This is a genomic window from Nocardia sp. NPDC127606 (genome assembly GCF_042671725.1).
Lineage (GTDB): Bacteria > Actinomycetota > Actinomycetes > Mycobacteriales > Mycobacteriaceae > Nocardia.
Genome location: NZ_JBHXWQ010000005.1, coordinates 322,654 through 343,011, shown reverse-complemented (window position 1 = coordinate 343,011; position 20,358 = coordinate 322,654). Strand labels below are relative to the sequence as shown.

At 68.3% G+C, this 20,358-nt stretch carries 20 protein-coding genes; 14 read left to right on the top strand and 6 right to left on the bottom strand.

What is annotated here, in order from left to right; all coding sequences use genetic code 11:
* Nucleotides 1-125: 125 nt before the first annotated feature.
* From ACFVJ5_RS23970 to ACFVJ5_RS23960, 3 genes are read left to right on the top strand one after another with little or no spacing between them, the layout of a single operon-like run.
* On the top strand, nucleotides 126-1,391 hold the full coding sequence (locus tag ACFVJ5_RS23970; protein WP_379223215.1) for a geranylgeranyl reductase family protein: 1,266 nt from the start codon (nucleotides 126-128) through the stop codon (nucleotides 1,389-1,391).
* A gap of 28 nt (nucleotides 1,392-1,419) precedes the next feature.
* Nucleotides 1,420-1,881, top strand: a complete 462-nt coding sequence (locus tag ACFVJ5_RS23965; RefSeq protein ID WP_379223213.1) for a helix-turn-helix transcriptional regulator — start codon at nucleotides 1,420-1,422, stop codon at nucleotides 1,879-1,881.
* Between the two features lie 9 nt (nucleotides 1,882-1,890).
* Entirely contained in the window at nucleotides 1,891-2,307 is a 417-nt protein-coding gene (locus tag ACFVJ5_RS23960; protein WP_266293677.1) for a VOC family protein, read from the top strand.
* A gap of 44 nt (nucleotides 2,308-2,351) precedes the next feature.
* Here ACFVJ5_RS23960 and ACFVJ5_RS23955 read toward each other — a convergent pair whose 3' ends face one another.
* A complete protein-coding gene (locus ACFVJ5_RS23955) occupies nucleotides 2,352-2,849 on the bottom strand; it encodes a DUF2505 domain-containing protein (protein WP_378658681.1) in 498 nt (165 codons plus the stop codon).
* A gap of 85 nt (nucleotides 2,850-2,934) precedes the next feature.
* On the opposite strand from ACFVJ5_RS23955, the gene ACFVJ5_RS23950 reads away from it, so the two are divergent.
* The 4 genes from ACFVJ5_RS23950 (at nucleotide 2,935) to ACFVJ5_RS23935 (ending at nucleotide 9,807) form a co-directional block, all read left to right on the top strand.
* Complete coding sequence (locus ACFVJ5_RS23950; protein ID WP_379223211.1) at nucleotides 2,935-3,375, top strand: DUF3592 domain-containing protein; 441 nt, start codon at nucleotides 2,935-2,937, stop codon at nucleotides 3,373-3,375.
* Between the two features lie 72 nt (nucleotides 3,376-3,447).
* On the top strand, nucleotides 3,448-4,590 hold the full coding sequence (locus ACFVJ5_RS23945) for a glycosyltransferase family 4 protein (RefSeq protein ID WP_379223209.1): 1,143 nt from the start codon (nucleotides 3,448-3,450) through the stop codon (nucleotides 4,588-4,590).
* A gap of 51 nt (nucleotides 4,591-4,641) precedes the next feature.
* Entirely contained in the window at nucleotides 4,642-5,355 is a 714-nt protein-coding gene (locus ACFVJ5_RS23940) for a demethylmenaquinone methyltransferase (protein WP_379223207.1), read from the top strand.
* 198 nt (nucleotides 5,356-5,553) lie between these two features.
* Complete coding sequence (locus ACFVJ5_RS23935; RefSeq protein WP_379223205.1) at nucleotides 5,554-9,807, top strand: molybdopterin-dependent oxidoreductase; 4,254 nt, start codon at nucleotides 5,554-5,556, stop codon at nucleotides 9,805-9,807.
* Nucleotides 9,808-9,812: 5 nt separating this feature from the next.
* On the opposite strand, the gene ACFVJ5_RS23930 is transcribed toward ACFVJ5_RS23935, so the two are convergent.
* Nucleotides 9,813-10,859 carry an aldo/keto reductase gene (locus tag ACFVJ5_RS23930; protein WP_379223203.1) on the bottom strand — a complete coding sequence of 349 codons (1,047 nt, stop codon included), beginning with the start codon at nucleotides 10,857-10,859 and terminating at the stop codon, nucleotides 9,813-9,815.
* A gap of 82 nt (nucleotides 10,860-10,941) precedes the next feature.
* Between ACFVJ5_RS23930 and ACFVJ5_RS23925 the strand changes: the two genes are divergently transcribed.
* A complete protein-coding gene (locus ACFVJ5_RS23925; RefSeq protein WP_379223201.1) occupies nucleotides 10,942-11,574 on the top strand; it encodes a TetR/AcrR family transcriptional regulator C-terminal ligand-binding domain-containing protein in 633 nt (210 codons plus the stop codon).
* An 8-nt stretch (nucleotides 11,575-11,582) separates the two neighbouring features.
* On the opposite strand, the gene ACFVJ5_RS23920 is transcribed toward ACFVJ5_RS23925, so the two are convergent.
* The gene (locus ACFVJ5_RS23920; RefSeq protein WP_379223199.1) at nucleotides 11,583-12,173 is read right to left on the bottom strand and encodes a TIGR03086 family metal-binding protein; all 591 of its coding nucleotides are present in this window, start codon (nucleotides 12,171-12,173) and stop codon (nucleotides 11,583-11,585) included.
* 181 nt (nucleotides 12,174-12,354) lie between these two features.
* On the opposite strand from ACFVJ5_RS23920, the gene ACFVJ5_RS23915 reads away from it, so the two are divergent.
* The gene (locus ACFVJ5_RS23915; protein WP_379223197.1) at nucleotides 12,355-12,609 is read left to right on the top strand and encodes a hypothetical protein; all 255 of its coding nucleotides are present in this window, start codon (nucleotides 12,355-12,357) and stop codon (nucleotides 12,607-12,609) included.
* 59 nt (nucleotides 12,610-12,668) lie between these two features.
* Here the strand turns inward: ACFVJ5_RS23915 and menD are convergent, their stop codons facing one another.
* The 3 genes from menD to ACFVJ5_RS23900 form a co-directional block, all read right to left on the bottom strand.
* Nucleotides 12,669-14,300 carry a 2-succinyl-5-enolpyruvyl-6-hydroxy-3-cyclohexene-1-carboxylic-acid synthase gene (gene menD, locus ACFVJ5_RS23910; protein WP_379223195.1) on the bottom strand — a complete coding sequence of 544 codons (1,632 nt, stop codon included), beginning with the start codon at nucleotides 14,298-14,300 and terminating at the stop codon, nucleotides 12,669-12,671.
* 257 nt (nucleotides 14,301-14,557) lie between these two features.
* Nucleotides 14,558-14,818, bottom strand: a complete 261-nt coding sequence (locus ACFVJ5_RS23905; RefSeq protein ID WP_379223193.1) for a hypothetical protein — start codon at nucleotides 14,816-14,818, stop codon at nucleotides 14,558-14,560.
* Nucleotides 14,819-15,182: 364 nt separating this feature from the next.
* A complete protein-coding gene (locus tag ACFVJ5_RS23900; protein ID WP_056814402.1) occupies nucleotides 15,183-15,629 on the bottom strand; it encodes a DUF6918 family protein in 447 nt (148 codons plus the stop codon).
* A gap of 141 nt (nucleotides 15,630-15,770) precedes the next feature.
* On the opposite strand from ACFVJ5_RS23900, the gene ACFVJ5_RS23895 reads away from it, so the two are divergent.
* The 5 genes from ACFVJ5_RS23895 (at nucleotide 15,771) to ACFVJ5_RS23875 (ending at nucleotide 20,339) form a co-directional block, all read left to right on the top strand.
* Entirely contained in the window at nucleotides 15,771-16,664 is an 894-nt protein-coding gene (locus tag ACFVJ5_RS23895; RefSeq protein ID WP_056816187.1) for a 1,4-dihydroxy-2-naphthoyl-CoA synthase, read from the top strand.
* Nucleotides 16,665-16,677: 13 nt separating this feature from the next.
* Nucleotides 16,678-17,070 carry a VOC family protein gene (locus ACFVJ5_RS23890; protein WP_379223191.1) on the top strand — a complete coding sequence of 131 codons (393 nt, stop codon included), beginning with the start codon at nucleotides 16,678-16,680 and terminating at the stop codon, nucleotides 17,068-17,070.
* Nucleotides 17,071-17,347: 277 nt separating this feature from the next.
* A complete protein-coding gene (menE, locus tag ACFVJ5_RS23885; protein ID WP_379223405.1) occupies nucleotides 17,348-18,472 on the top strand; it encodes an o-succinylbenzoate--CoA ligase in 1,125 nt (374 codons plus the stop codon).
* A gap of 59 nt (nucleotides 18,473-18,531) precedes the next feature.
* Entirely contained in the window at nucleotides 18,532-19,518 is a 987-nt protein-coding gene (locus ACFVJ5_RS23880; RefSeq protein WP_379223189.1) for an ATP-binding cassette domain-containing protein, read from the top strand.
* Nucleotides 19,515-20,339: an ABC transporter permease gene (locus ACFVJ5_RS23875; protein WP_379223188.1), complete on the top strand. Its 825-nt coding sequence runs from the start codon at nucleotides 19,515-19,517 to the stop codon at nucleotides 20,337-20,339. The genes ACFVJ5_RS23880 and ACFVJ5_RS23875 overlap by 4 nt, the downstream gene beginning before the upstream one ends.
* The last annotated feature ends 19 nt before the right edge of the window (nucleotides 20,340-20,358 follow it).

Genomic DNA, 20,358 nt, shown 5'->3' with positions numbered 1-20,358 from the left:
TCCGACCCCGACGGGTAGCAACCTAGCGTGTCCCGGCACTATGGCCGATGAACCCCGTCACACAGTGACAATTCCCGGTGTACCCGACACTCTCGCACAGCGGCCGACAGTGCCAGTATTGAGCCATGGGTTCACCGGATCTCACCCCTGCCGACCACGCTCCGCTGCCTGCCACCGTCGAGGTGCTGGTGGTCGGGGCAGGGCCGGCCGGTTCCGCGTCGGCGGCGTGGGCCGCGCGCGCCGGACGCGATGTGCTGCTGCTCGATTCGGCGGTTTTCCCGCGCGACAAGACCTGTGGTGACGGGCTGACGCCGCGCGCCACCGCCGAGCTGGAACATCTGGGTCTCGGCGAATGGTTGCGCGCCCACACGGTGAACCACGGCCTGCGGATGGCGGGCTTCGGCAAGGAAGCACTGCTGCCGTGGCCGGGCGGGTCGTTCCCCACGTACGGAAGTGCCGTTCCGCGAACCGAACTCGACGACAAGCTGCGCGAGACCGCGATCAAGTCCGGTGCGCGGATGGTCGACGGCGCGAAGGTCACCGAGGTGCTGCGCGAGGGCGAGCGAGTCACCGGGGTGACGGTGCGTATCGGCGCGTCCACCCACACGGTGCGCTGCCGGGTGCTGGTGGTGGCCGACGGCGTGCGCTCCCCCATCGGCAAACAGCTGGGTCGCACCTGGCATCGCCGCTATGCCTACGGGACCGCGGCCCGCGCCTACATCAAGTCCGGCCGCAGCGACGATCAGTGGATCTCCTCGCATCTGGAACTGCGCAATGCCGCCGATGAGCTGGTCCCCGGCTACGGCTGGATCTTCCCGCTCGGCAACGGCGAGGTGAACATCGGCGTCGGCTCGCTGGCCACCGAAGCGCGGCCCTCGCACGTCGCCCTCAAGCCGCTGCTCGAGCACTACACCCAGCTGCGTCGCGAGGAATGGGAACTCGAGGGCGAGCTGCGCGCGGTGGCCTCGGCGCTGCTGCCGATGGGCGGCGCTGTCTCGAACGTGGCGGGCCCGAACTGGGTGCTGGTCGGTGACGCCGCGGGCTGCGTGAACCCGCTCAACGGCGAAGGCATCGACTACGGCCTGGAAGGCGGGCACATGCTCGCGGACCTGCTCGACGAACCCGATCTGAGCCGGGCGTGGCCACAGTTGCTGCGTGACCACTACGGACGCACCTTCTCGGTGGCGCGCAGGCTCGCGGGCCTGGCCACTCAGCCCAGGATGGTCCCGCTCGGTGGGCCGCCGGTGATGCGCTCGAAGTACCTGCAGCGCACGGCGGTTCGGGTGATGGGCAATCTGGTGACCGACGAGGACCTCGACCTCACCGCCCGCGCCTGGCGGGCCGCCGGACGGGCCTCACTGCGCGCCGACGAACTGCAGCCCTTCAGCTGATGGCCGAGCGTGGGCGGGCGGAGCGGTCGTGAGCGAGGCGGCGCGTCGTCCGGTGCTGGCGCTGCTGCCGCACCTGCGCAAGGCCCGTGACCTGGTCGACCGGCAGTACGCCGACCCGCTCGACCTCGACGAACTCGCTCGCGCCGCAGGTGTTTCCAAGTACCACTTCCTTCGTGCGTTCGCCGCCGTGTACGGCCGCACACCGGCGGTGTATCTGGCCGAGCGGCGGATCGAGCGGGCTCAGGATCTGTTGCGGTCGACCAACCTGACCGTCACCGAGGTGTGCATGCTGGTCGGGTATTCGAGCCTGGGCTCGTTCAGTGCCAAATTCCGGCAACTCGTCGGGGTGACGCCGAGCGAGTACCAGGTCAAATTCGCCGACGGCGCGCCGCACATTCCGGGCTGCTATGTCTTCATGCACGGACTCTCCGACCGCGTCCGCCACGACACCGCAATTTCGGAGAAGCCCGATGACACCGGGCGGCCATAGCCTGCAACCATGACAACGATCACGAACGTTTCCCTGGTCACCGTGTACGTCACCGATCAGGATGCCGCCAAGCAGTGGTACATCGACAAGCTCGGATTCGTCGAGACCGCGGATGTGAGCATGGGCGACAACGGCTTCCGCTGGGTGAGCATCGCCCACCCCGATCATCGCGAGCTCGAGGTGACCCTGATGATCCCGGGGCCGCCGCTGACCGACGACCTCGCCGACGCGATCCGGCGGGCACTGGCCGACGGCACCCACGGCGCGCTCGGGCTGCGCACCGCCGACTGCCAGAAGACCTACGAGGAACTCACCGCGAAGGGTGTCGAGTTCATTCAGCCGCCGTCCGAGCGTCCGTACGGCACCGAGGCGATCATTCGCGACAACTCGGGCAACTGGCTGGTACTGGTCGAGAACCGCGGCTGACGCGCGGGTGCCGCTCGCTGGAGCGGCACCCCTCGCTGTCGGGGTCAGAGCTTGGCGAACCAGTTCTCGATGAATTTGCGTTCGCTGTTGAGGACGCGCTGGTGCAACTGTTCGGCCAGCGGCTCGATGGCGCCACCGACCAGCGGAACCTTCACCTTGACCGTGCCGACGACCTCGATCTCGCTGCCCTCGGCAGTGGGACGCAGTTCATAGGTGCCCGACATCTCGGTGGTGATGCCACTGGTGTTGCCGGTGAAACTGCCCTTGGCGACCTCGCCGGCCAGTGGCTGCCAGTTGTCGGTGCGGACCAGGACGAGATCGCTCTTGAGCACCTTGCGCACCAGCGCGGGGACCTTGTCCTTACCTGGGGTTTCGGTCATATGGATGGTGATCGAATCGGGGCCGTCGGGATGGGAGAGTTCGATGGTCGCGGTCTCGGCGCCGGCGAAACGCGCCTGCCAGACGGCATCGTCGACAAGTGCCCGGTGAAGCTCTTCGACCGGGACGGTGTAGGGCACGGTGAAGCTGAATTTGCGGGACATAGCGGGAATGTTAGGGGAGGGGCCCGTGGGGCGTCGGCGCGTGCGGGAACTTCCGGTCCCAGAGGTGACCGGTACTGTGTGGCGAGTGTCGGAAACCAGCCTGTCGGAGCGGCGGAGCAAGCGCCTGCGGCGGGTTCGGGCGTGGGTGGTCGGGGCGGCGGCCGTGGTCAGCGTGCTGATGGTGTTGCTGGTGCTCGCGGCCTGGCGCAACGACTTCGAGATCGAGCGGCATCGTGGCGTGACCTCCGGCGAGGTGCTGTCCGCGGGCCGGTTGCGCTCGGCGGTGATCTACGTGACGCCCGACAGCGTGACCCACAATCCGAAGGTCGGCATCCTGTATCCGACGAATCTGACGGCTGGTCAGCGGATCAACGTGGAGTACAGCACGCGCGATCCCGACCTGGTCCGGGTGGCCGGGCGCGACGCACGGGTAGCGATCATCCCGGCGGCGTCGGTGATCTTCGTGGCGTGGGCGCTCGCCCTTCCGGTGCTGTGGATCGTGCGCCGCAAGCAGCGCGAGTCGTAACTTCGTTTGCTGTTCGTCCCGGCTTCACGTCGGTGTGGGGGTGTCGCGCGGTGTGGCGGTCACCCTGGAAGAGTGCGCGTAGCCATCGTCTCGGAGTCTTTCCTGCCGAACATGAACGGCGTCGTCAACTCCGTGCTGCGGGTGTTGGATCACCTGGACCAGCACGGTCACGACGCGATGATCGTGGCGCCCGACTCCCTGCGCGGCGCCCCACCCGCACCTCGTTTCCACGGCCGGTTCCCGGTACACCGCGTGCCCGCGATGATGGTGCCGAAGGTGAGTTCGCTGCCGGTGGGCCTTCCGCAACCGGGAATCACCGCCGCCATCGCGGCATTCGATCCCGATGTGGTGCACCTGGCCTCGCCGTTCCTGCTCGGCGCGGGCGGGCTCGCCGCGGCGACGCGCTTGGACCTGCCGACCGTCGCGGTGTATCAGACCGATGTGGCCGGGTTCGCCAAGAGCTACGGGCTCGGGCTGGCCGCACGGGCCGCGTGGGCGTGGACGCGCCGGATCCACGAGGGCGCCACCCGCACGCTGGCGCCGTCGTCGGCGGCCGCGCACGACCTCGCCGAGCACGGGATTCCCCGGGTGCACCGCTGGGGCCGTGGCGTGGACATCGCCCGGTTCAACCCGGCCGCGCGCAGTGCCGAGCTGCGGGCGAGCTGGCTCGGTTCCAGCGACCGGCTCGTCGTCGGGTTCGTGGGCAGGCTCGCACCGGAGAAGCACGTGGAGCGGCTGGCCACGCTGGCCGGTGACCCGTCGATCCAGCTCGTCGTGGTGGGCGACGGACCGGAACGGGCCCGGCTGCGCAGGTTGATGCCGGACGCGGTGTTCACCGGCGAGCTGGGCGGCAGCGAGCTGGCGACCCACTACGCCAGCCTGGACGTGATGGTGCATCCCGGCGAGCACGAGACGTTCTGTCAGGGCGTGCAGGAAGCGCTGTCCTCCGGTGTGCCGGTGATCGGGCCCGATGCCGGTGGACCACGGGATCTGATCTCGCACTGCCGTAACGGGTATCTGCTGCCGGTCGACCGGTTCGAGGAATTGCTGCCGAGCGCGGTGTCGGCCCTGCGTGACGCGGGCCAGCGCGGCTTGTTCGCGGCGGCGGCGCGCAAGTCGGTGCTGCACCGCACCTGGCCCGCGGTCTGCACCGAGCTGATGGGTCACTACGCCGATGTCACCGGGATGCGCGAGCGATTGCCGCGCACGGCCTGAGTGGCGCAACCCACCCGCGCTATCGCGGCGAAAAAACTCTAAGCTCGGTGCGTGGCGACAACAGAGCAGCGAGAACCGATTCGGGCTTCGCTGGACAAGCAACCCCACGAGGTCGCGTCGATGTTCGACGGTGTGGCGAAGCGCTACGACCTCACCAATACGGTCATCTCCGGTGGCCAGGATCGGTACTGGCGGTGGGCGACGCGACGTGCTCTCGCGCTGCGTCCCGGCGAGCGGGTCCTCGACCTGGCCGCGGGCACCGGCGTCTCGACCGTGGAACTCGGTAAGTCCGGCGCCTGGTGCGTGGCCACCGACTTCTCCCAGGGGATGCTCGCGGCCGGCCGGTTCCGGCAGGTGCCGATGGTGGCGGGCGATGCGATGGCGCTGCCGTTCGCCGATGATTCGTTCGACGCGGTGACGATCTCGTTCGGGCTGCGCAATGTCGCCGATATCGATGTGGCGCTGCGCGAGATGCTGCGGGTGACCAAACCGGGCGGACGGGTCGTGGTCTGCGAGTTCTCCACACCGGTGTTCGGACTGTTCCGCACCGTGTACATGGAGTACCTGATGAAGGCGCTGCCCCGGGTGGCGCGCGCCGTGAGCTCCAACCCGGACGCGTACGTGTACTTGGCCGAGTCGATCCGTTCCTGGCCGAACCAGCGCAGGCTGGCCCGCCGGATCGCCGACGCCGGCTGGGACTCGGTGCAGTGGCGTGATCTCACCGGTGGTGTGGTGGCGCTGCACCGCGGCTACAAATTGAGCTGAAACGCCGTCGCCGGCCGGGGTGAGTCCGGTCACCCCGACTCGTCCGCGGTCGCGCGCCGACAGCCCGGAATGCGCCCTGATCAGGGGCGATATTCGGGCCGTATCCTCACCGTCGAGTTTTCGGCTTGTGAGGTCGATTGTCACCTGGACATAACGTTCGGTAAATCGAGCGCAACGACCAATGCGGATGATCGAGTCATGACAGGGGAAGCGGACGGCCGCGGCACGGACACTGTGCGTACACAGTGCTCGTATTGTGGCGTCGGCTGCGGCATAAGCGTCCAGACAAAGACCGATCGGTCTGGCGCGCGAATGATCGCGAAGGTCAGCGGCGACAAGTTGCATCCGGCGAACGCGGGCAGACTGTGCACCAAGGGCGCCACCCACGCGGAGATGATGGCCGCGCCCGGTCGGATGGACACCGCGTACCGGCGCCCCGAACGCGGGCAGGTCCCCGTTCCACTGCCGGTCGACGAGGCCGTGCACGAGACCGCCACCCGCCTGCGCGCGATCCTCGACGAGCACGGCCCCGACGCGATCGCCCTCTACGTCTCCGGACAGATGTCGCTGGAAGCCCAGTACCTGGCCACCAAGCTGGCCAAGGGCTACCTGCGGACCAAACACATCGAGGCCAACTCGCGCCTGTGCATGGCCAGCGCGGGCACCGGCTACAAGCAGTCGCTCGGCGCGGACGGGCCGCCCGGCTCCTACGACGACTTCGAACACGCCGACCTGTTCCTGGTCAGCGGCGCGAACATGGCCGACTGCCACCCGATCCTGTATCTGCGCATGGCCGACCGGCTCAAGGCGGGCGCCAAGCTGATCGTGGTCGATCCCCGCCGCACCGATACCGCCGTCCGCGCCGACCTGTTCCTGCAGATCGCACCGGGTACCGACCTCGCCCTGCTCAACGGACTGCTGCACCTGCTGGTCGCCGACGGTGCGATCGACACCGACTTCATCGCCGAGCACACCGAGGGCTGGGACGCGATGCCCGAGTTCCTCGCCGACTACCCGCCGGACCGCGTCGCCGAGCTGACCGGCCTGGCCGAGGCCGATATCCGCACCGCGGCCGCGATGATCGCCGAAGCCGGCGAGTGGATGTCGCTGTGGACGATGGGGCTCAATCAGTCCACGCACGGCACCTGGAACACCAACGCCCTGGTGAACCTGCACCTGGCCACGGGCACCATCTGCAGGCCGGGCAGTGGGCCCTTCTCGCTCACCGGCCAGCCCAACGCCATGGGTGGCCGCGAGATGGGTTACATGGGCCCCGGCCTGCCCGGGCAGCGCAGCCTGCTCTCCCCCGCCGACCGCGCCTTCGTCGAAACCGCCTGGGATCTGCCCGACGGCACCCTGCGCACCGAGTCGGGTCCCGGCACGATCGATATGTTTCGCGGACTGGCCGACGGTGAGATCAAGGCCGCCTGGATCATCTGCACCAATCCCGTTGCCACCGTGGCCAATCGCAAAACGGTGATCGCGGGCCTCGAGGCGGCCGAGTTGGTCGTGGTGCAGGATGCCTACGCCGAGACCGCGACCAACGCCTACGCCGACCTGTTGCTGCCCGCCGCACTGTGGGCCGAAGCCGATGCGGTGATGGTGAATTCGGAGCGCAACGTCACCCTGCTGCGGCAGTCGGTCGACCCGATCGGCGACGCGCGACCGGACTGGCTGCTGATCGCCCAGGTCGCCACCGCCATGGGGTTCCCCGGGTTCGATTTCGCCTCCAGCGCCGAGGTGTTCGCCGAGCTGCGGCAGTTCACCAACCCGGCCACCGGCTACGACCTGAGCGGCATGAGCTACGAGCGACTGGCGCAAGGGCCGATGCAGTGGCCGTGCAACGACGCCGATACCCCGCGCAACCCGATCCGCTATGTCAACGACGGCACCCATCAGCCGCTGCACGTGTCTGCCGACGGCACCACCCCGCGGCTCGCGTTCGCTACTCCGAGCAGGCGCGCGGTGTTCTTCCCGCGCCCGCATATGCCCGCCGCCGAACTGCCCGACGACGATTACCCCTTCCTGCTCAATACCGGTCGGCTGCAACATCAGTGGCACACGATGACCAAGACGGGCAAGGTCGCCAAGCTGACGAAGCTGAACGGCGAGCCGTTCGTCGAAGTGCATCCCACCGACGCCGAGAAGCTCGATCTGAAGCCGGGCGATCAGCTCGAGATCGCGTCGCGCCGGGGCCGTGCTGTGCTGCCGGTGCGGATCAGCGACCGGGTTCGACCTGGTGATTGCTTTGCTCCTTTCCACTGGAACGACGAACAGGGCGAATATCTGACGATCAACGCGGTCACCAACGACGCGGTGGATCCGGCGTCGTTGCAGCCGGAGTTCAAGGCGTGCGCGGTGGCGCTGCGCCGGGTCGGTCCGGCCGCCACCCCCGAGAAGGCGCCTGCGAACCCCGCGCAACTGCCCGCACCACCGGCCGCGCATCCACTGGCCGGAATCCTGGGCCTCGAGGCCGGCACCTCCCCCACGCTCAGCGAGACCGAGCGCATCTATCTCGGCGGCTACCTCGCCGCACTGCAGTCGCTACCGGTGACCGGGCAGCCGGTGCTGCCGGTGAGCGCACCGATGTCGACTCAGTCGCGCCTATGGGTCGACGGACTGCTGGCCGGCATGTACTCCCGCAATGCGGGTGCCGCCGCCGGGGCCACCGACAGCCCCGACCCACACCCGATCACCGTCCTGTGGGCCTCCCAGACCGGCAACGCCGAAGAACTGGCGGCCACCGTCGCGGCCCGCCTCTCGGAAGCGGGACTCACGCCGTCGTTGCTCGACATGGATTCGTGCGAGCTGACCTCGATCACCGGCGACGTCCTCATCGTCACCAGCACCTTCGGTGACGGCGGCCCGCCGGACAACGGTGCCGACTTCTGGACCAGGCTCGAAGACAGCATCATTCGCCTCAACGGTGTTCGGTACGCGGTGTTCGCACTCGGTGACTCCTCCTACGACGACTTCTGTGGCCATGGCCGCAAGCTCGACACCCTGTTCGCCGAGCGTGGCGCGAAGCGACTGCTGGCGCGGGTGGACAGCGAGCCCGATTTCGCCGACACCGCCGATCAGTGGCTCGACGACGTCCTGATCGCGATCACCAGCGGATCGCCCGACGACGGCGGTCCGACCGGTGGCGCTCCGCGCGGCCGCGATGCCTCGCTCGTCGGCGCATCGAACGGCCGCGATTCGGTCGGCACCAGTAACGTTGCCCGGCAGGCCGATTCGGGCCGTGCGATGCCGTCATCGGCCGGTCGCGGTGGAACGACCGTGCTCGACCGGCAACTCGCGCCTGCCCGAGCGAAGCGCGCCACCGCCGCTCCGTTCACCCGCCAGTCCCCGGTCCGCGCCACCCTGATGCGCAACGAGATCCTCAGCGCACCCGGCTCACCGAAAGAGGTGCGTCGCTTCGGCTTCGACCTCCACGACCTCGACGCCGGGTACGAAGTGGGCGATTCGCTGGGCGTACTGCCCGCCAACTGTCCCGATCTGGTCGACGAATGGCTCACCTGCACCGGACTCGACGGTCGGCGCACGATCGAGGTCGACGACCGCGAACTCACGCTCACCGATGCCCTGCGCACCCACTACGACATCACCAAGGTGAGCCAGGATCTGCTCGGCTTCATCGGCGAGCGCAACCCACACCCACAGCTGGCCAAGCTGCTGCGCCGCGACAATCGCAATGAGCTCGCCTCCTACCTGTGGGACCGCCAGGCTGTCGACGTGCTGCGCGACTTCCCGGTGCGCACCGATCTGGTCGACTGGCTGGGCGCACTGAAAAAGCTGCAACCACGCCAGTATTCGATCTCCTCCAGCCCGTTGACCACGCCCGACGAGGTGCAGCTGACGGTCGGTGTGGTCCGCTACGGCGACCCGGTGGGCACCTCGGCGCGGCGGGGCGGGGTGTGCTCGACGTTCCTGGCCGACCGCGGCACGACCGAGGTGCCGATCTTTCTGCAGCGGGCACCGCACTTCCGTCCGCCGTTGGACCCGAACGCCCCGATGATCATGGTGGGCCCGGGTACCGGTATCGCTCCTTTCCGCGGTTTCCTGCACGAGCGCCGAGCCATCGGCGCGACCGGTCGCAACTGGCTGTTCTTCGGCGACCAGCACGCCGCCCAGAACTTCTACTACCGCGCCGAGCTCGAGGACATGTTCCGCTCCGGTTTCCTCACCCGGCTCGACCTGGCCTTCTCCCGCGATCAGCGCGAACGGGTCTATGTCCAGCATCGAATGATCGAGCATGGCGCCGAGCTGTGGTCGTGGCTGCGCGACGGCGGCCACTTCTACGTCTGCGGTGACGCCGCCCGGATGGCCAAGGATGTCGACGACACCCTGCTGCGGATCGCCCAGATCCACGGAAAGCTGGACGAGGCGGGCGCACTGGCCTTCAAGAAACAGCTCGTCGCCGAGAAGCGGTACGTGCGAGACGTGTACTGACCTGATCAGGCCGCCGCGCGGATCGCCGGCGGGTTGAGCCGGGCGAAGTCGGGCAGCCGGTGGTACGGGTAGTACGGGTACGGAGGTGTCGTCGCACTCGCCGCGTCGAGTGCGGCCAGGTGTTCGGGGTCGAGCTGCCAACCCACCGCACCGAGGTTCTGACGTAGCTGCTCCTCGTTGCGGGCGCCGATCAACACCGTGGCGACGGTGGGCCGGGTGAGCAGCCAGTTCAGGGAGATCTGCGGGACGCTGCGGCCGGTTTCGGCGGCGATCCGATCGAGCACCTCGACAACGTCGTAGAGCCGTTCGTCGTCGACGGGCGGACCCGCCTGTGCCGTCTCGTGCAGTCGGCTTCCCGCCGGAAGCGGTTGGCCGCGACGGATTTTGCCGGTGAGCCTGCCCCACCCGAGCGGACTCCAGATGATGGAGCCGACGCCCTGATCGGCACCGAGCGGCATCAGTTCCCATTCGTAGTCGCGACCGACCAGCGAGTAATAGACCTGGTGCGCCACCGGCTTTTCCAGGCCGAGAGCCTCGGCGGTGGCGAGTGTTTTCATCAGCTCCCAGCCGGCGAAGTTGGAGACGCCGAGGTAGCGGATCTTGCCTGCCCGCACCAGATCGTCCAGGGCCGTGAGGGTTTCCGCCAGCGGCGTGCCCGCGTCGAAGGCGTGCAGTTGGAACAGGTCCAGATAGTCGGTGCCCAGGCGACGCAGCGAGGCGTCGACGGCGCGAATCAGCCTGGCGCGGCTCGAGCCCGCCTCATGCGGGCCGGGGCCGGTGGGGAGTGCCGACTTCGTCGACAGCAGCACCTGCTCGCGCCTGCCCTTGATCGCCGCGCCGAGCACCTCTTCCGACGCGCCGTCGGAATAGACATCGGCCGTGTCGAACAGGGTGACGCCGGCCTCCACGCTGATGTCGATCAAGCGCCTGGCCTGCGCGGCATCGGTATCACCCCATGCGCTGAACAGTGCACCACGACCGCCGAAAGTACCCGCGCCGAAGCCGAGTGCCGGAACGAGAAGACCAGATGCGCCGAGCCGCCGGTATTCCATGAGAGCTCCTAAAGGGTCTATAGTTTCGTTAACACGGCCGACAGTACACCCGATCCGCACTAAATGAAACTGGAGTTCCGTTATGGACCACGACATCGCTTGGCCGGGCTCCGTTCGGCCTGGTGGACGCACCGCCCGGGTGCGCGAGTCCGTCCTGGAAGTGGCCGGCGATCTACTGGCGGACCGCGGATTCGCGCACCTCGATCTGACCGAGGTCGCCACCGGGGCCGGGGTCGGCAAGACGACGGTCTACCGCCGCTGGCGCACCCCCGCGGGGTTGGTCGCCGATCTGCTCGTCGACATGGCCGAGCAGTCGCTGCCCCGCGCTGACACCGGCGCATTGCTCGACGATCTGACCGCGAACGCCCGCCTGGTCGCGAAGACTCTCGCCGACGGTCGCCAGAGCAACCTCTTCCGCGCCGTCATCGCCGCCGCGACCTGCGACGACGCCACCGCCGCCGCGCTGCACACCTTCTACGACACCCGACTCAACGAATGGGCGCCCTGTGTCGAGGCCGCCGTGATCCGTGGCGAGGCGCCCGTCGGCACCGACCCGCGCGCCGTTCTCTCCGCCGTCTCCGCCCCGCTCTACTACCGATTACTGGCCAGCGGCGATCCCATCGACGACGACATCGCCGACCGATCGGCCCGGGCAGCCGCCATCGCCACCGCCGCGGGGACCTTCGTCATCGCCGCCGAGGGTCTCGACGACTGAACGCCGCGCTAGGCGACCACCGGGGAACGCCAGGCCGGGTCGCGACCGGTGAGACCGAGCAGTCGGTCGAAGGCGGGAGCGTCGGCCGGTATCTCGACGATCGGGCCGAACAGCCCGGGGGTGCCGGCGGGGTCGGTCTCGCGCAGGAACTCGTGCAGGATCGCCAGGTCCGCGGGGGCGACGGTCAGCTGTTGCCCTGTGGCGACGGCGAGATCCCACGCGTGGACGGTGATCTCGTCGAGCGCGACGGTCGCCATGACCGCGGCGGGCAACTCCACGCCACCGGCCTCGGTGTCACCGTCCCAGGCCTCGGGCACACGCCACACCGACGTCAACGTCTCGAGCTGCGCGGCGATGCGAGTACGCCAGTCATCGAGCAGCGGGCTGTCGGAACCGGCGGGCGGTGGCGCGGACCGACCGATCGACTCCTTGGTCGCCGCCTGACGGAAGGCCTCGGTCAGCCCGACCACGTGGGCGAGCAGATCGCGCACCGTGGACTCGGCGCACGGCGTCGGGTCGGCGAGCTGATCGTCGGTGATGCCGTCGACGACCGCGGCCAGCGATCGGGCGGCGGGTTCGAAATCGAACTGCGGTTCCATGAGCGCTCCTCAGCGATGGCAGGTGGCTGCACTCATGAAGACGGCCCCGGCGCCGGAAAGTCATCGGTGCGGGTTGCCGCGCACACCGGATCGGCGCACCCTGGACAGCGCAGTACCCGATCAGCGTCACATCACGTCCGAGGCTCAACCGATCGAGCAGGCCGACGAACGAGGAGCACCGATGATCGACTACGAAACCTCTCGCCCCCTGGACGAGGTCCCCGAGGCCGATCGCGTCGAGCAGGAACAGTCCGCCTTCCGCGATGACGACCCCGACGATCCCGCCTACTTCGATGCCGCCGACTACACCGACGAGATGGCGGCCACCATCGCCCGTGAGGCCGACACCGCGAATCCGGCGGACGTGATCGAACAGACCATCCCCGTCCCCTTCGACGAGGGCGCCGAGGGGTTCACTGCCGCCGAGGAGGGCTGACGGGCGCGACAGCGTTCGATCGTCGTTCGCGCACGACCGCGGCGAAGGCGCAGGGTCGCCTAACCGGCGATCTTCGCCCGCAGGCCCGCGTGCAGTTCACGCAGGCTGGAACGCTCGGTCGCGACCTCGAGCACCCGCAAGCCGTGCGCGTCGGCGGCCAGTTCCACGGCCAATTCGGCGGGATCGACCTGCCGGTGCGGAATGCGGTAGGCGGCGCACAGCGCGGCCAGATCCATGCCGTGCGGTGTGCCGAAAACCCGCTCGAACACGCCCGCGTACTGCGGATCGCCCTGTTCGAGCAGCTCGAAGATGCCACCGCCGTCGTCGTTGGCGACGACGATCGTGAGGTTGTCCGGGCGTGGTTCGCCACGCCCGATCAGCAGGCCGGACGCATCGTGCAGAAAGGTGAGGTCGCCCATCAGCGCCACGGTGCGGCCCGGATGCGCCAGCGCGGCACCCACCGCACCGGAGACGGTGCCGTCGATCCCGGCGACGCCGCGGTTGGACAGTACCCGGATACCCGACCGTGGATGCGAGACCAGGGCGGCGTCGCGCACCGGGTTCGACGCGCCGAGTAGCAGCTGATCGCCTTCTCGTAGTCCATCCATCACCACGGCCGCCACGTGCAGGCCGGTCGCCTTGGGATGCGCGGCCAGCTCGGCCCGCACCACCGATTCGGCCTGCTGGTTCAGTTCCGAGCAGCGCGCCAGCCAGGCGGGCGCGGGCGCACCGGTGGTCACCGCGCGGGTGCCGGTGCCGACGACATTGCCGGAGACATCGGGCCAGCGCGGACCCGTGGTGAGCGCGAACACGGTGACGTCCGGATCGGCCAGTACGCGCGAGACCTGCCGGTGCAGGGTCGGACGACCGGTGATGATCGCCTGGGTGGGCTTCAGCAACGACAGCGCGAGCGGATGCAGGGCGGGGCCGTGCATCGGCGCGGTCGGCTCGGCCACCGTCGGCAGCGCGGCGAGTTCGGGCAGCAGCCGGGCGCCGTGGCCGGAGATGACGACGGTGTCGGGCGTCAGATCGATGTCGAGCGGCACGTCGAGCGTGGCGTACTGGGTTGCCGTCCACGGCCGTTCGCCCTCGCGGCCGATGGGCAGCGGATCGTCGGACAGCTCCGGGACCAGCGGTTCGCGCAGCGGGATGTCGAACTGCACCGGACCCGCGTTGCCGGAACGGGTTCCGCGCGCGGCGGCGAGCACCCGGCACACCGACGAGCGCCACACACTGTTCTGTCGCGGGTAGGCCGACTCCCCCGCTTCGGCTTCGGCCAGCCCGAGGCTGATCGTGGCGCGCACCTGAGAGCCGAACAGCCCGAGCTGTTCCACCGTCTGATTGGCGCCGGTACCGAGCATCTCGTAGGGCCGGTTCGCACTGACGACGATCAGCGGCACCCGCGCGTAGTTGGCCTCCAGGACCGCCGGGCCCAGGTTCGCCACCGCGGTGCCGGAGGTCATCACGACCGGAACCGGCCGCCCCGACGACACCGCGAGACCGATCGCGAGAAATCCCGCGGTGCGCTCGTCGACGCGCATGTGCAGCCGCAGCTCACCTGCCGCGTCCGCCGCCTGCAGCGCGAAGGCCAGTGGCGCGTTACGCGATCCGGGGCACAGCACCACTTCGCGGACGCCGCCGCGGACGAGCTCGTCGACGACCACTCGAGCCTGCGCAGTAGACGGATTCACAATCACAGCCTGTCAGACCAGGGCGCACCCGTCTGCCCCCGGCCCGCGTTGCCTGCGTCACCGAGCCCGACGGCGTACCGATATTCGAACGCCCGATCAATTCCCGAAAAGCCGGACAGCTATTCGTGTCCAGCAGCAAACGAAATTCACGAAATCGCAAAGAGAACAACCGAAGAAAGAAATCCGGCGACGAGCAAGAAGCCCGCCGCCGGAATTTCCGCCGACCCGGTATGAGGCCGGCCGAACGAAGAGTCAGCTCACTCCGCGGGGGCGGTGAGATCCTGGATGCCCGTGACGGACTCGATGATGTTGAGGACAGCCGAGGTGGCGCTGTCGACAGCGGCGCTGCCCGACTCGAGCACACCCGAACCCGCGGACGAGCCGGTCAGCACGTCAGCCGAGCCCGTGGAGGCCTCAGCGGAGCCGGTGTCGGCGCTCGCGACGGCGACGGGACCGAAGAACATGACAGCGGCGGCAGCGGCAGCACCGGTGGCGGCGAGGGTCTTGCGAGAGATCATGTGAGCAAACTTCCTTTCGACCTGTGCAATGCAGTCACTTGAAGCAATTCATCTTCCGAATCGCCTGATTGGCAACGTAACCGATTAGGCAGGGTAGTTGTCAATTGCGAAGACGACGCACGCGCATATGACGAATTCGTGGCAACCCGCAATTATCCTGGTGTTCACCGGAGCGGTAATGTTCCTCACACAGACCGCCGCGGAATTTACCGCCGACCGGGAATCGATGTGTCAGCCGCCACCGAACACCCTTGTTGCGTGAGCATGGTCACCCACGGACGCGAAAAGGCCGGTGCGGTTCGGTTTCCCGAACTCGCACCGGCCTCTTCGGACGATCGCGGCGAGGGCTACCTCGCCATACCGCTCAGCCTGCGTGCTTCTGCACCAGATCGCCTACGCGCGGCAGTGCCTCGATGACGTGCTTCTTGGCCGAACCACGCATCGACGAGTACACCTTCTTCAGCGCAGGCCGGGTGGACGACTCGGCACGGGCGTCGGTGACGGCCAGCAGCGACTCGGCAACCTCATCGGACTTCGCGGCCAGCAGATCGGCGAAGGTGCCGGTGCCGGAGGTGGTGAATTCCGCCCAGTACGGCTGGAGCTGATCGAGCAGTTTCGGCGCCAGCGACGCGAGGCCGTCGGGAACGATGGTCGGGCTGATCTTCTTGACCGCCGCGTAGCCACCCTTCACGGCCAGGCCGGACGCACCACCTTTGTCCGAGACCTCGGCGTCGAGCACCTCGACGGCGTCAGCAAGGAAAGCCGGACGCTTGGCGTCGTCGAGCAGGGATTCAGACAGTGCTGCAACCACTTTCAGGTTCCTCCGGATCGGTTCGATGTACGAGCAGGCGCAACTATACGCATCGGGTGCTCAGAGTATGCGGCGACCGCTCGAGCTGCAGTGTTACGACCTCGTACCGCGGCGTCGGAAGGTAGGGCAATAATCGTGTTCGTGACTTTCGATCCGAAGCTGTGGCAGCCCGTCCCCGGGTTCGAGGACCTGACCGACATCACCTATCACCGCCATATCGAGCAGGGCACGGTGCGGGTCGCGTTCGACCGGCCCGAGGTCCGCAACGCGTTCCGTCCGCACACCGTCGACGAGCTGTACCGCGCGCTCGATCACGCGCGGATGAGCCCCGATGTGGGCGCGGTGCTGCTCACCGGCAACGGTCCGAGCGAGAAGGACGGTGGCTGGGCGTTCTGTTCCGGTGGCGACCAGCGCATCCGCGGCCGCAACGGCTACCAGTACGCCGACGGCGAGACCGCCGACACGGTCGACGCGGCGCGCGCGGGCCGGCTGCACATCCTCGAGGTGCAGCGGCTGATCCGTTTCATGCCCAAGGTGGTGATCGCGCTGGTCAACGGTTGGGCGGCGGGTGGCGGGCACAGCCTGCACGTGGTCTGCGATCTGACTCTCGCCTCGCGCGAACACGCGCGGTTCAAGCAGACCGATGCCGACGTCGGCTCGTTCGACGGCGGGTACGGCAGCGCGTATCTGGCGAAGATGGTGGGCCAGAAGTTCGCCCGTGAGATCTTCTTCCTCGGCAGGCCGTACACGGCCGAGGAGATGCACCAGATGGGTGCGGTGAACAAGGTCGTCGATCACGACGAGCTGGAGAACGTCGCGCTCGAGTGGACCGCCGACATCAACGGCAAATCGCCGCAGGCGCAGCGCATGCTGAAGTACGCGTTCAACCTGCTCGACGATGGTCTGGTCGGTCAGCAGCTGTTCGCGGGCGAGGCGACTCGCCTGGCGTACATGACCGACGAAGCGGTCGAGGGCCGAGACTCGTTCCTGGAGAAGCGCAAGCCCGATTGGACGCCCTACCCCTGGTACTTCTGAGAACGGACACCCCATGGAGATTCTCAACAGCCGGATCATCGTGCGTCCCAGCGATTACGGTCGCACGCTGGCGTTCTACCGCGACAGCCTCGGCTTGGCGATCGCCCGGGAGTACCCGGGCGGCACGGTGTTCTTCGCCGGGCAGTCGCTGCTCGAGGTCGCCGCACACGGTGGCCGGGGGCAGTCCGGCAGCTTCGACGGCGCGATCTGGTTACAGGTGCGCGATGTCGAGGACGCGGCGGCGGAGTTGGCGCTGAAGGGAATTCAGATCGAGCGAGCCCCGGTGCTCGAGCCGTGGGGTCTGTGGGAGATGTGGGTGCGCGATCCGGACGGGGTCGCGATCGTGCTGGTCCAGGTGCCCGCCGAACATCCGATCCGGCGGGATCCGCGCTGGTCAGCGGAGTGAGCGAGCGGTGCACGCGGCCGAGCCGAGTTGCCGATGACGGCTCAGCCGCGCACGATAGCTGCGAGCAAGCGCCCGACCGACGCCGTCCGGACCGCAGTGCGAGTGGTGTCCATCTACTGAATCGCAGTCGCTATGCCTGGCTTTTCCGACCCGTTTCCCGACAAACCGACCCGTTGGCCGGGTCTTGTCGGTCGCATGACACGATCGAAGCCGTGAGGGTGCGCGGCAAGCTGTTTCCGGAGGTGGTGGGGTGACCAGAACCCTGCGGACGCTGCAGATGCCGACCGGTTCCGGGGTCAGCGAAGTGATGCCCCACCTGCGCCAAGCCCTCGACGGCAGCGGCCCGGCGTGGTTACCGATCCCGACGACCGATCGTCGGGAGGCGCGCAGGCTCTCCGACGCGCTCAAGCCGGGCGATCCGATCGACGACGATGTCGCGCTGGTCGTGACGACCTCGGGCACCACCGGTATCCCCAAGGGCGCGCTGCTCGGCGCCGAGGCACTGCGTGCCAGTGGCAACGCCACCCACGACCGCCTCGGCGGGCCGGGTAGTTGGCTGCTGGCGCTGCCCACCCATCACATCGCCGGTATCCAGGTGTTGCTGCGCAGCATTCTCGCCGGCACCGAGCCGACCGTGCTCGACGTGTCGGGCGGTTTCCTGCCCGAGGCGCTGGCCGGCGCGGTCGGCGCGATGCGTGGACCGCGTCGCTATACCGCGCTGGTACCGACACAGCTGATCAAGTCGCTCGATTCGCCGGTGGCGGCCAAGGCGCTGGCCGAACTCGACGGTGTCCTGGTCGGCGGTGCGGCCACGCCCGCGCCGGTGCTCGACCGGGCACGTGACCTCGGGATCACCGTGGTGCGCACGTACGGGATGAGCGAGACCTGCGGCGGGTGCGTCTACGAGGGCGTGCCGCTCGACGGCACCGAGGTGCGGATCGAGGACGGTCGGGTGATCCTCGGCGGTGCGATGATCGCGCGCGGTTACCGCAATCTGCCCGATCATCCGGCCTTCGCCGAGCCCGGTTGGTTCCGGACCGAGGACGCGGGCTCCTACGACGACGGCGTGCTCTCGATTTCGGGCCGCCTCGACGAGGCGATCATGACCGGCGGGCTGCTGGTGATTCCACAGGTGGTGGAGGCTGTGCTGGCCAACCATCCCGGTATTCGCGAATGCATCGTGCTCGGCCTGCCCGACGAACGGCTGGGTCAGCGGGTCGCGGTCGCGATCGTGCCGACACCGGGTGCCGCGCCGACGCTGGACGAACTGCGAACCCATGTGGTGGCCGAACTCGACTCGATCGCCGCACCGCGTGAACTGGCCGTCCTGTCCGAAATCCCACTACGCGGCCCGGGCAAGCCCGACCGCGCGGCCCTGCGCAAGCTCCTGCTCGCCGAGTAGCCGCACGACGACAGCGCCGTGCAAGGGGCGTGCAAGTCGAGGTGGGCACGGTAGTGCTCATGACTTACACACCCACTTCATCCCTCGCCGTCGAGGCGGACGGGCTGGTCAAGGTGTTCGGGAAGCAGCGAGCGGTCGACGGGGTGAGCCTGACGGTGCCGCGCGGCGCTGTCTACGGCGTGCTCGGACCGAACGGCGCGGGCAAGACCACGACCATCAAGATGCTGGCCACCCTGCTCCGCCCCGACGGCGGTAGCGCCCGGATCTTCGGCCGCGACGTCGTGGCCGAACCGAACGCGGTGCGCTCGCTGATCGGCGTCACCGGCCAGTACGCCTCGGTCGACGAGGAACTCACCGCCACCGAGAACCTGATCATCTTCGCCCGCCTACTGGGCCTGAGCAGGCGCGATGCCCGGCGCAAAGCCGTCGAGCTGCTCGAGGAGTTCGACCTGGTCGAGGCCGCGGCCAAACCGCTGAAGAACTTCTCCGGCGGCATGCGCAGGCGCCTCGACCTCGCCGCCAGCCTCATCTCCACCCCGCCGCTGCTGTTCCTCGACGAACCGACCACCGGCCTCGATCCCCGCACCCGCGCGCAGATGTGGGACACCATCCGCAGGCTGGTCCGCGAAGGCGCGACGGTGCTGCTCACCACCCAGTACCTCGACGAGGCCGACCAGCTGGCCGACCGGATCGCGGTGATCGACCGCGGCAAGGTGATCGCCGACGGCACCGCCGACGAGCTCAAGGCCTCCATCGGCGGCGCATCGGTCCACCTGACCCTGGTCGATCCCGAACAGCTCGACGAGGCCCGCCGCATCGTCGGCGACTTCCTCGACGTGAGCGCGCAGATCAGCCCCGAAGCGGGCAGGCTCACCGCGCCGCTGCCCGACCCGAATCTCACCGCCGACCTGCTGATCCGGTTGCGCGACTGGGAGATCGGAGTCGAGGAGATCACGGTCAGCAAGCCGACGCTGGACGAAGTCTTCCTCACCATCACCGGCCACCCGGCCGACGAATCCGACGACACCGAACGGAGCGCGGCATGACCGCAGTTCTCACCGCTCCCACAACCATCGACGACCTTCCCCAGGCCAGCGACCGAATCAGCCTGCGTGACACGATCTCCACCTCGTTCACGATGGCCTATCGCGGCCTGCTCAAGATCAAACACAATCCCGAACAGCTCTTCGACGTGACGGTGCAGCCGATCCTGTTCACCGCGCTGTTCACCTACATCTTCGGCGGCGCGATCTCGGGCAGCGTGTCCGGCTATCTGCCGGTGCTCATCCCGGGCATCCTCGTGCAAACCGTGGTGCTGACCTCGGTGGTCACCGGCACGCAGTTGCGCGAGGACATGGACAAGGGCGTGTTCGACCGCTTCAAATCCCTGCCCATCGCCCGGGTCTCGGCGCTGTCCGGTGCGCTACTGGCCGACATGGTGCGCTACGCCATCGCCTCGACGCTGACCGTGCTGGTCGGGCTGTGCCTGGGCTACCGGCCCGGCGGCGGTCTGGTCGGCGTGGTCGCGGCCTGCCTGGTGGTCGTGGTGTGCTCGTTCGCGGTCAGCTGGATCTGGGCGCTGGTCGGGGTCACCGGCAAGAGCGCGGCGTCCGTACAGGGCATCTCGATGATGGTGATGTTCCCGCTGACGTTCATGTCCGGCGCCTTCGCCCCGGTGAGCACCATGCCGGGCTGGATGCAGGGGCTCAACCACGCCAACCCGGTGTACTACATGGTCAACACCTGCCGAGAACTGATGAACACCAACAGTTACGGCACCGACCTCGTCTGGTCGCTGGTCGGATCGCTCGTGGTGATCGCGATCTTCGCGCCGCTGGCGGTGCGGGCCTACATGCGCCGCGCCTGAACACCGCTCTTCCGCAACG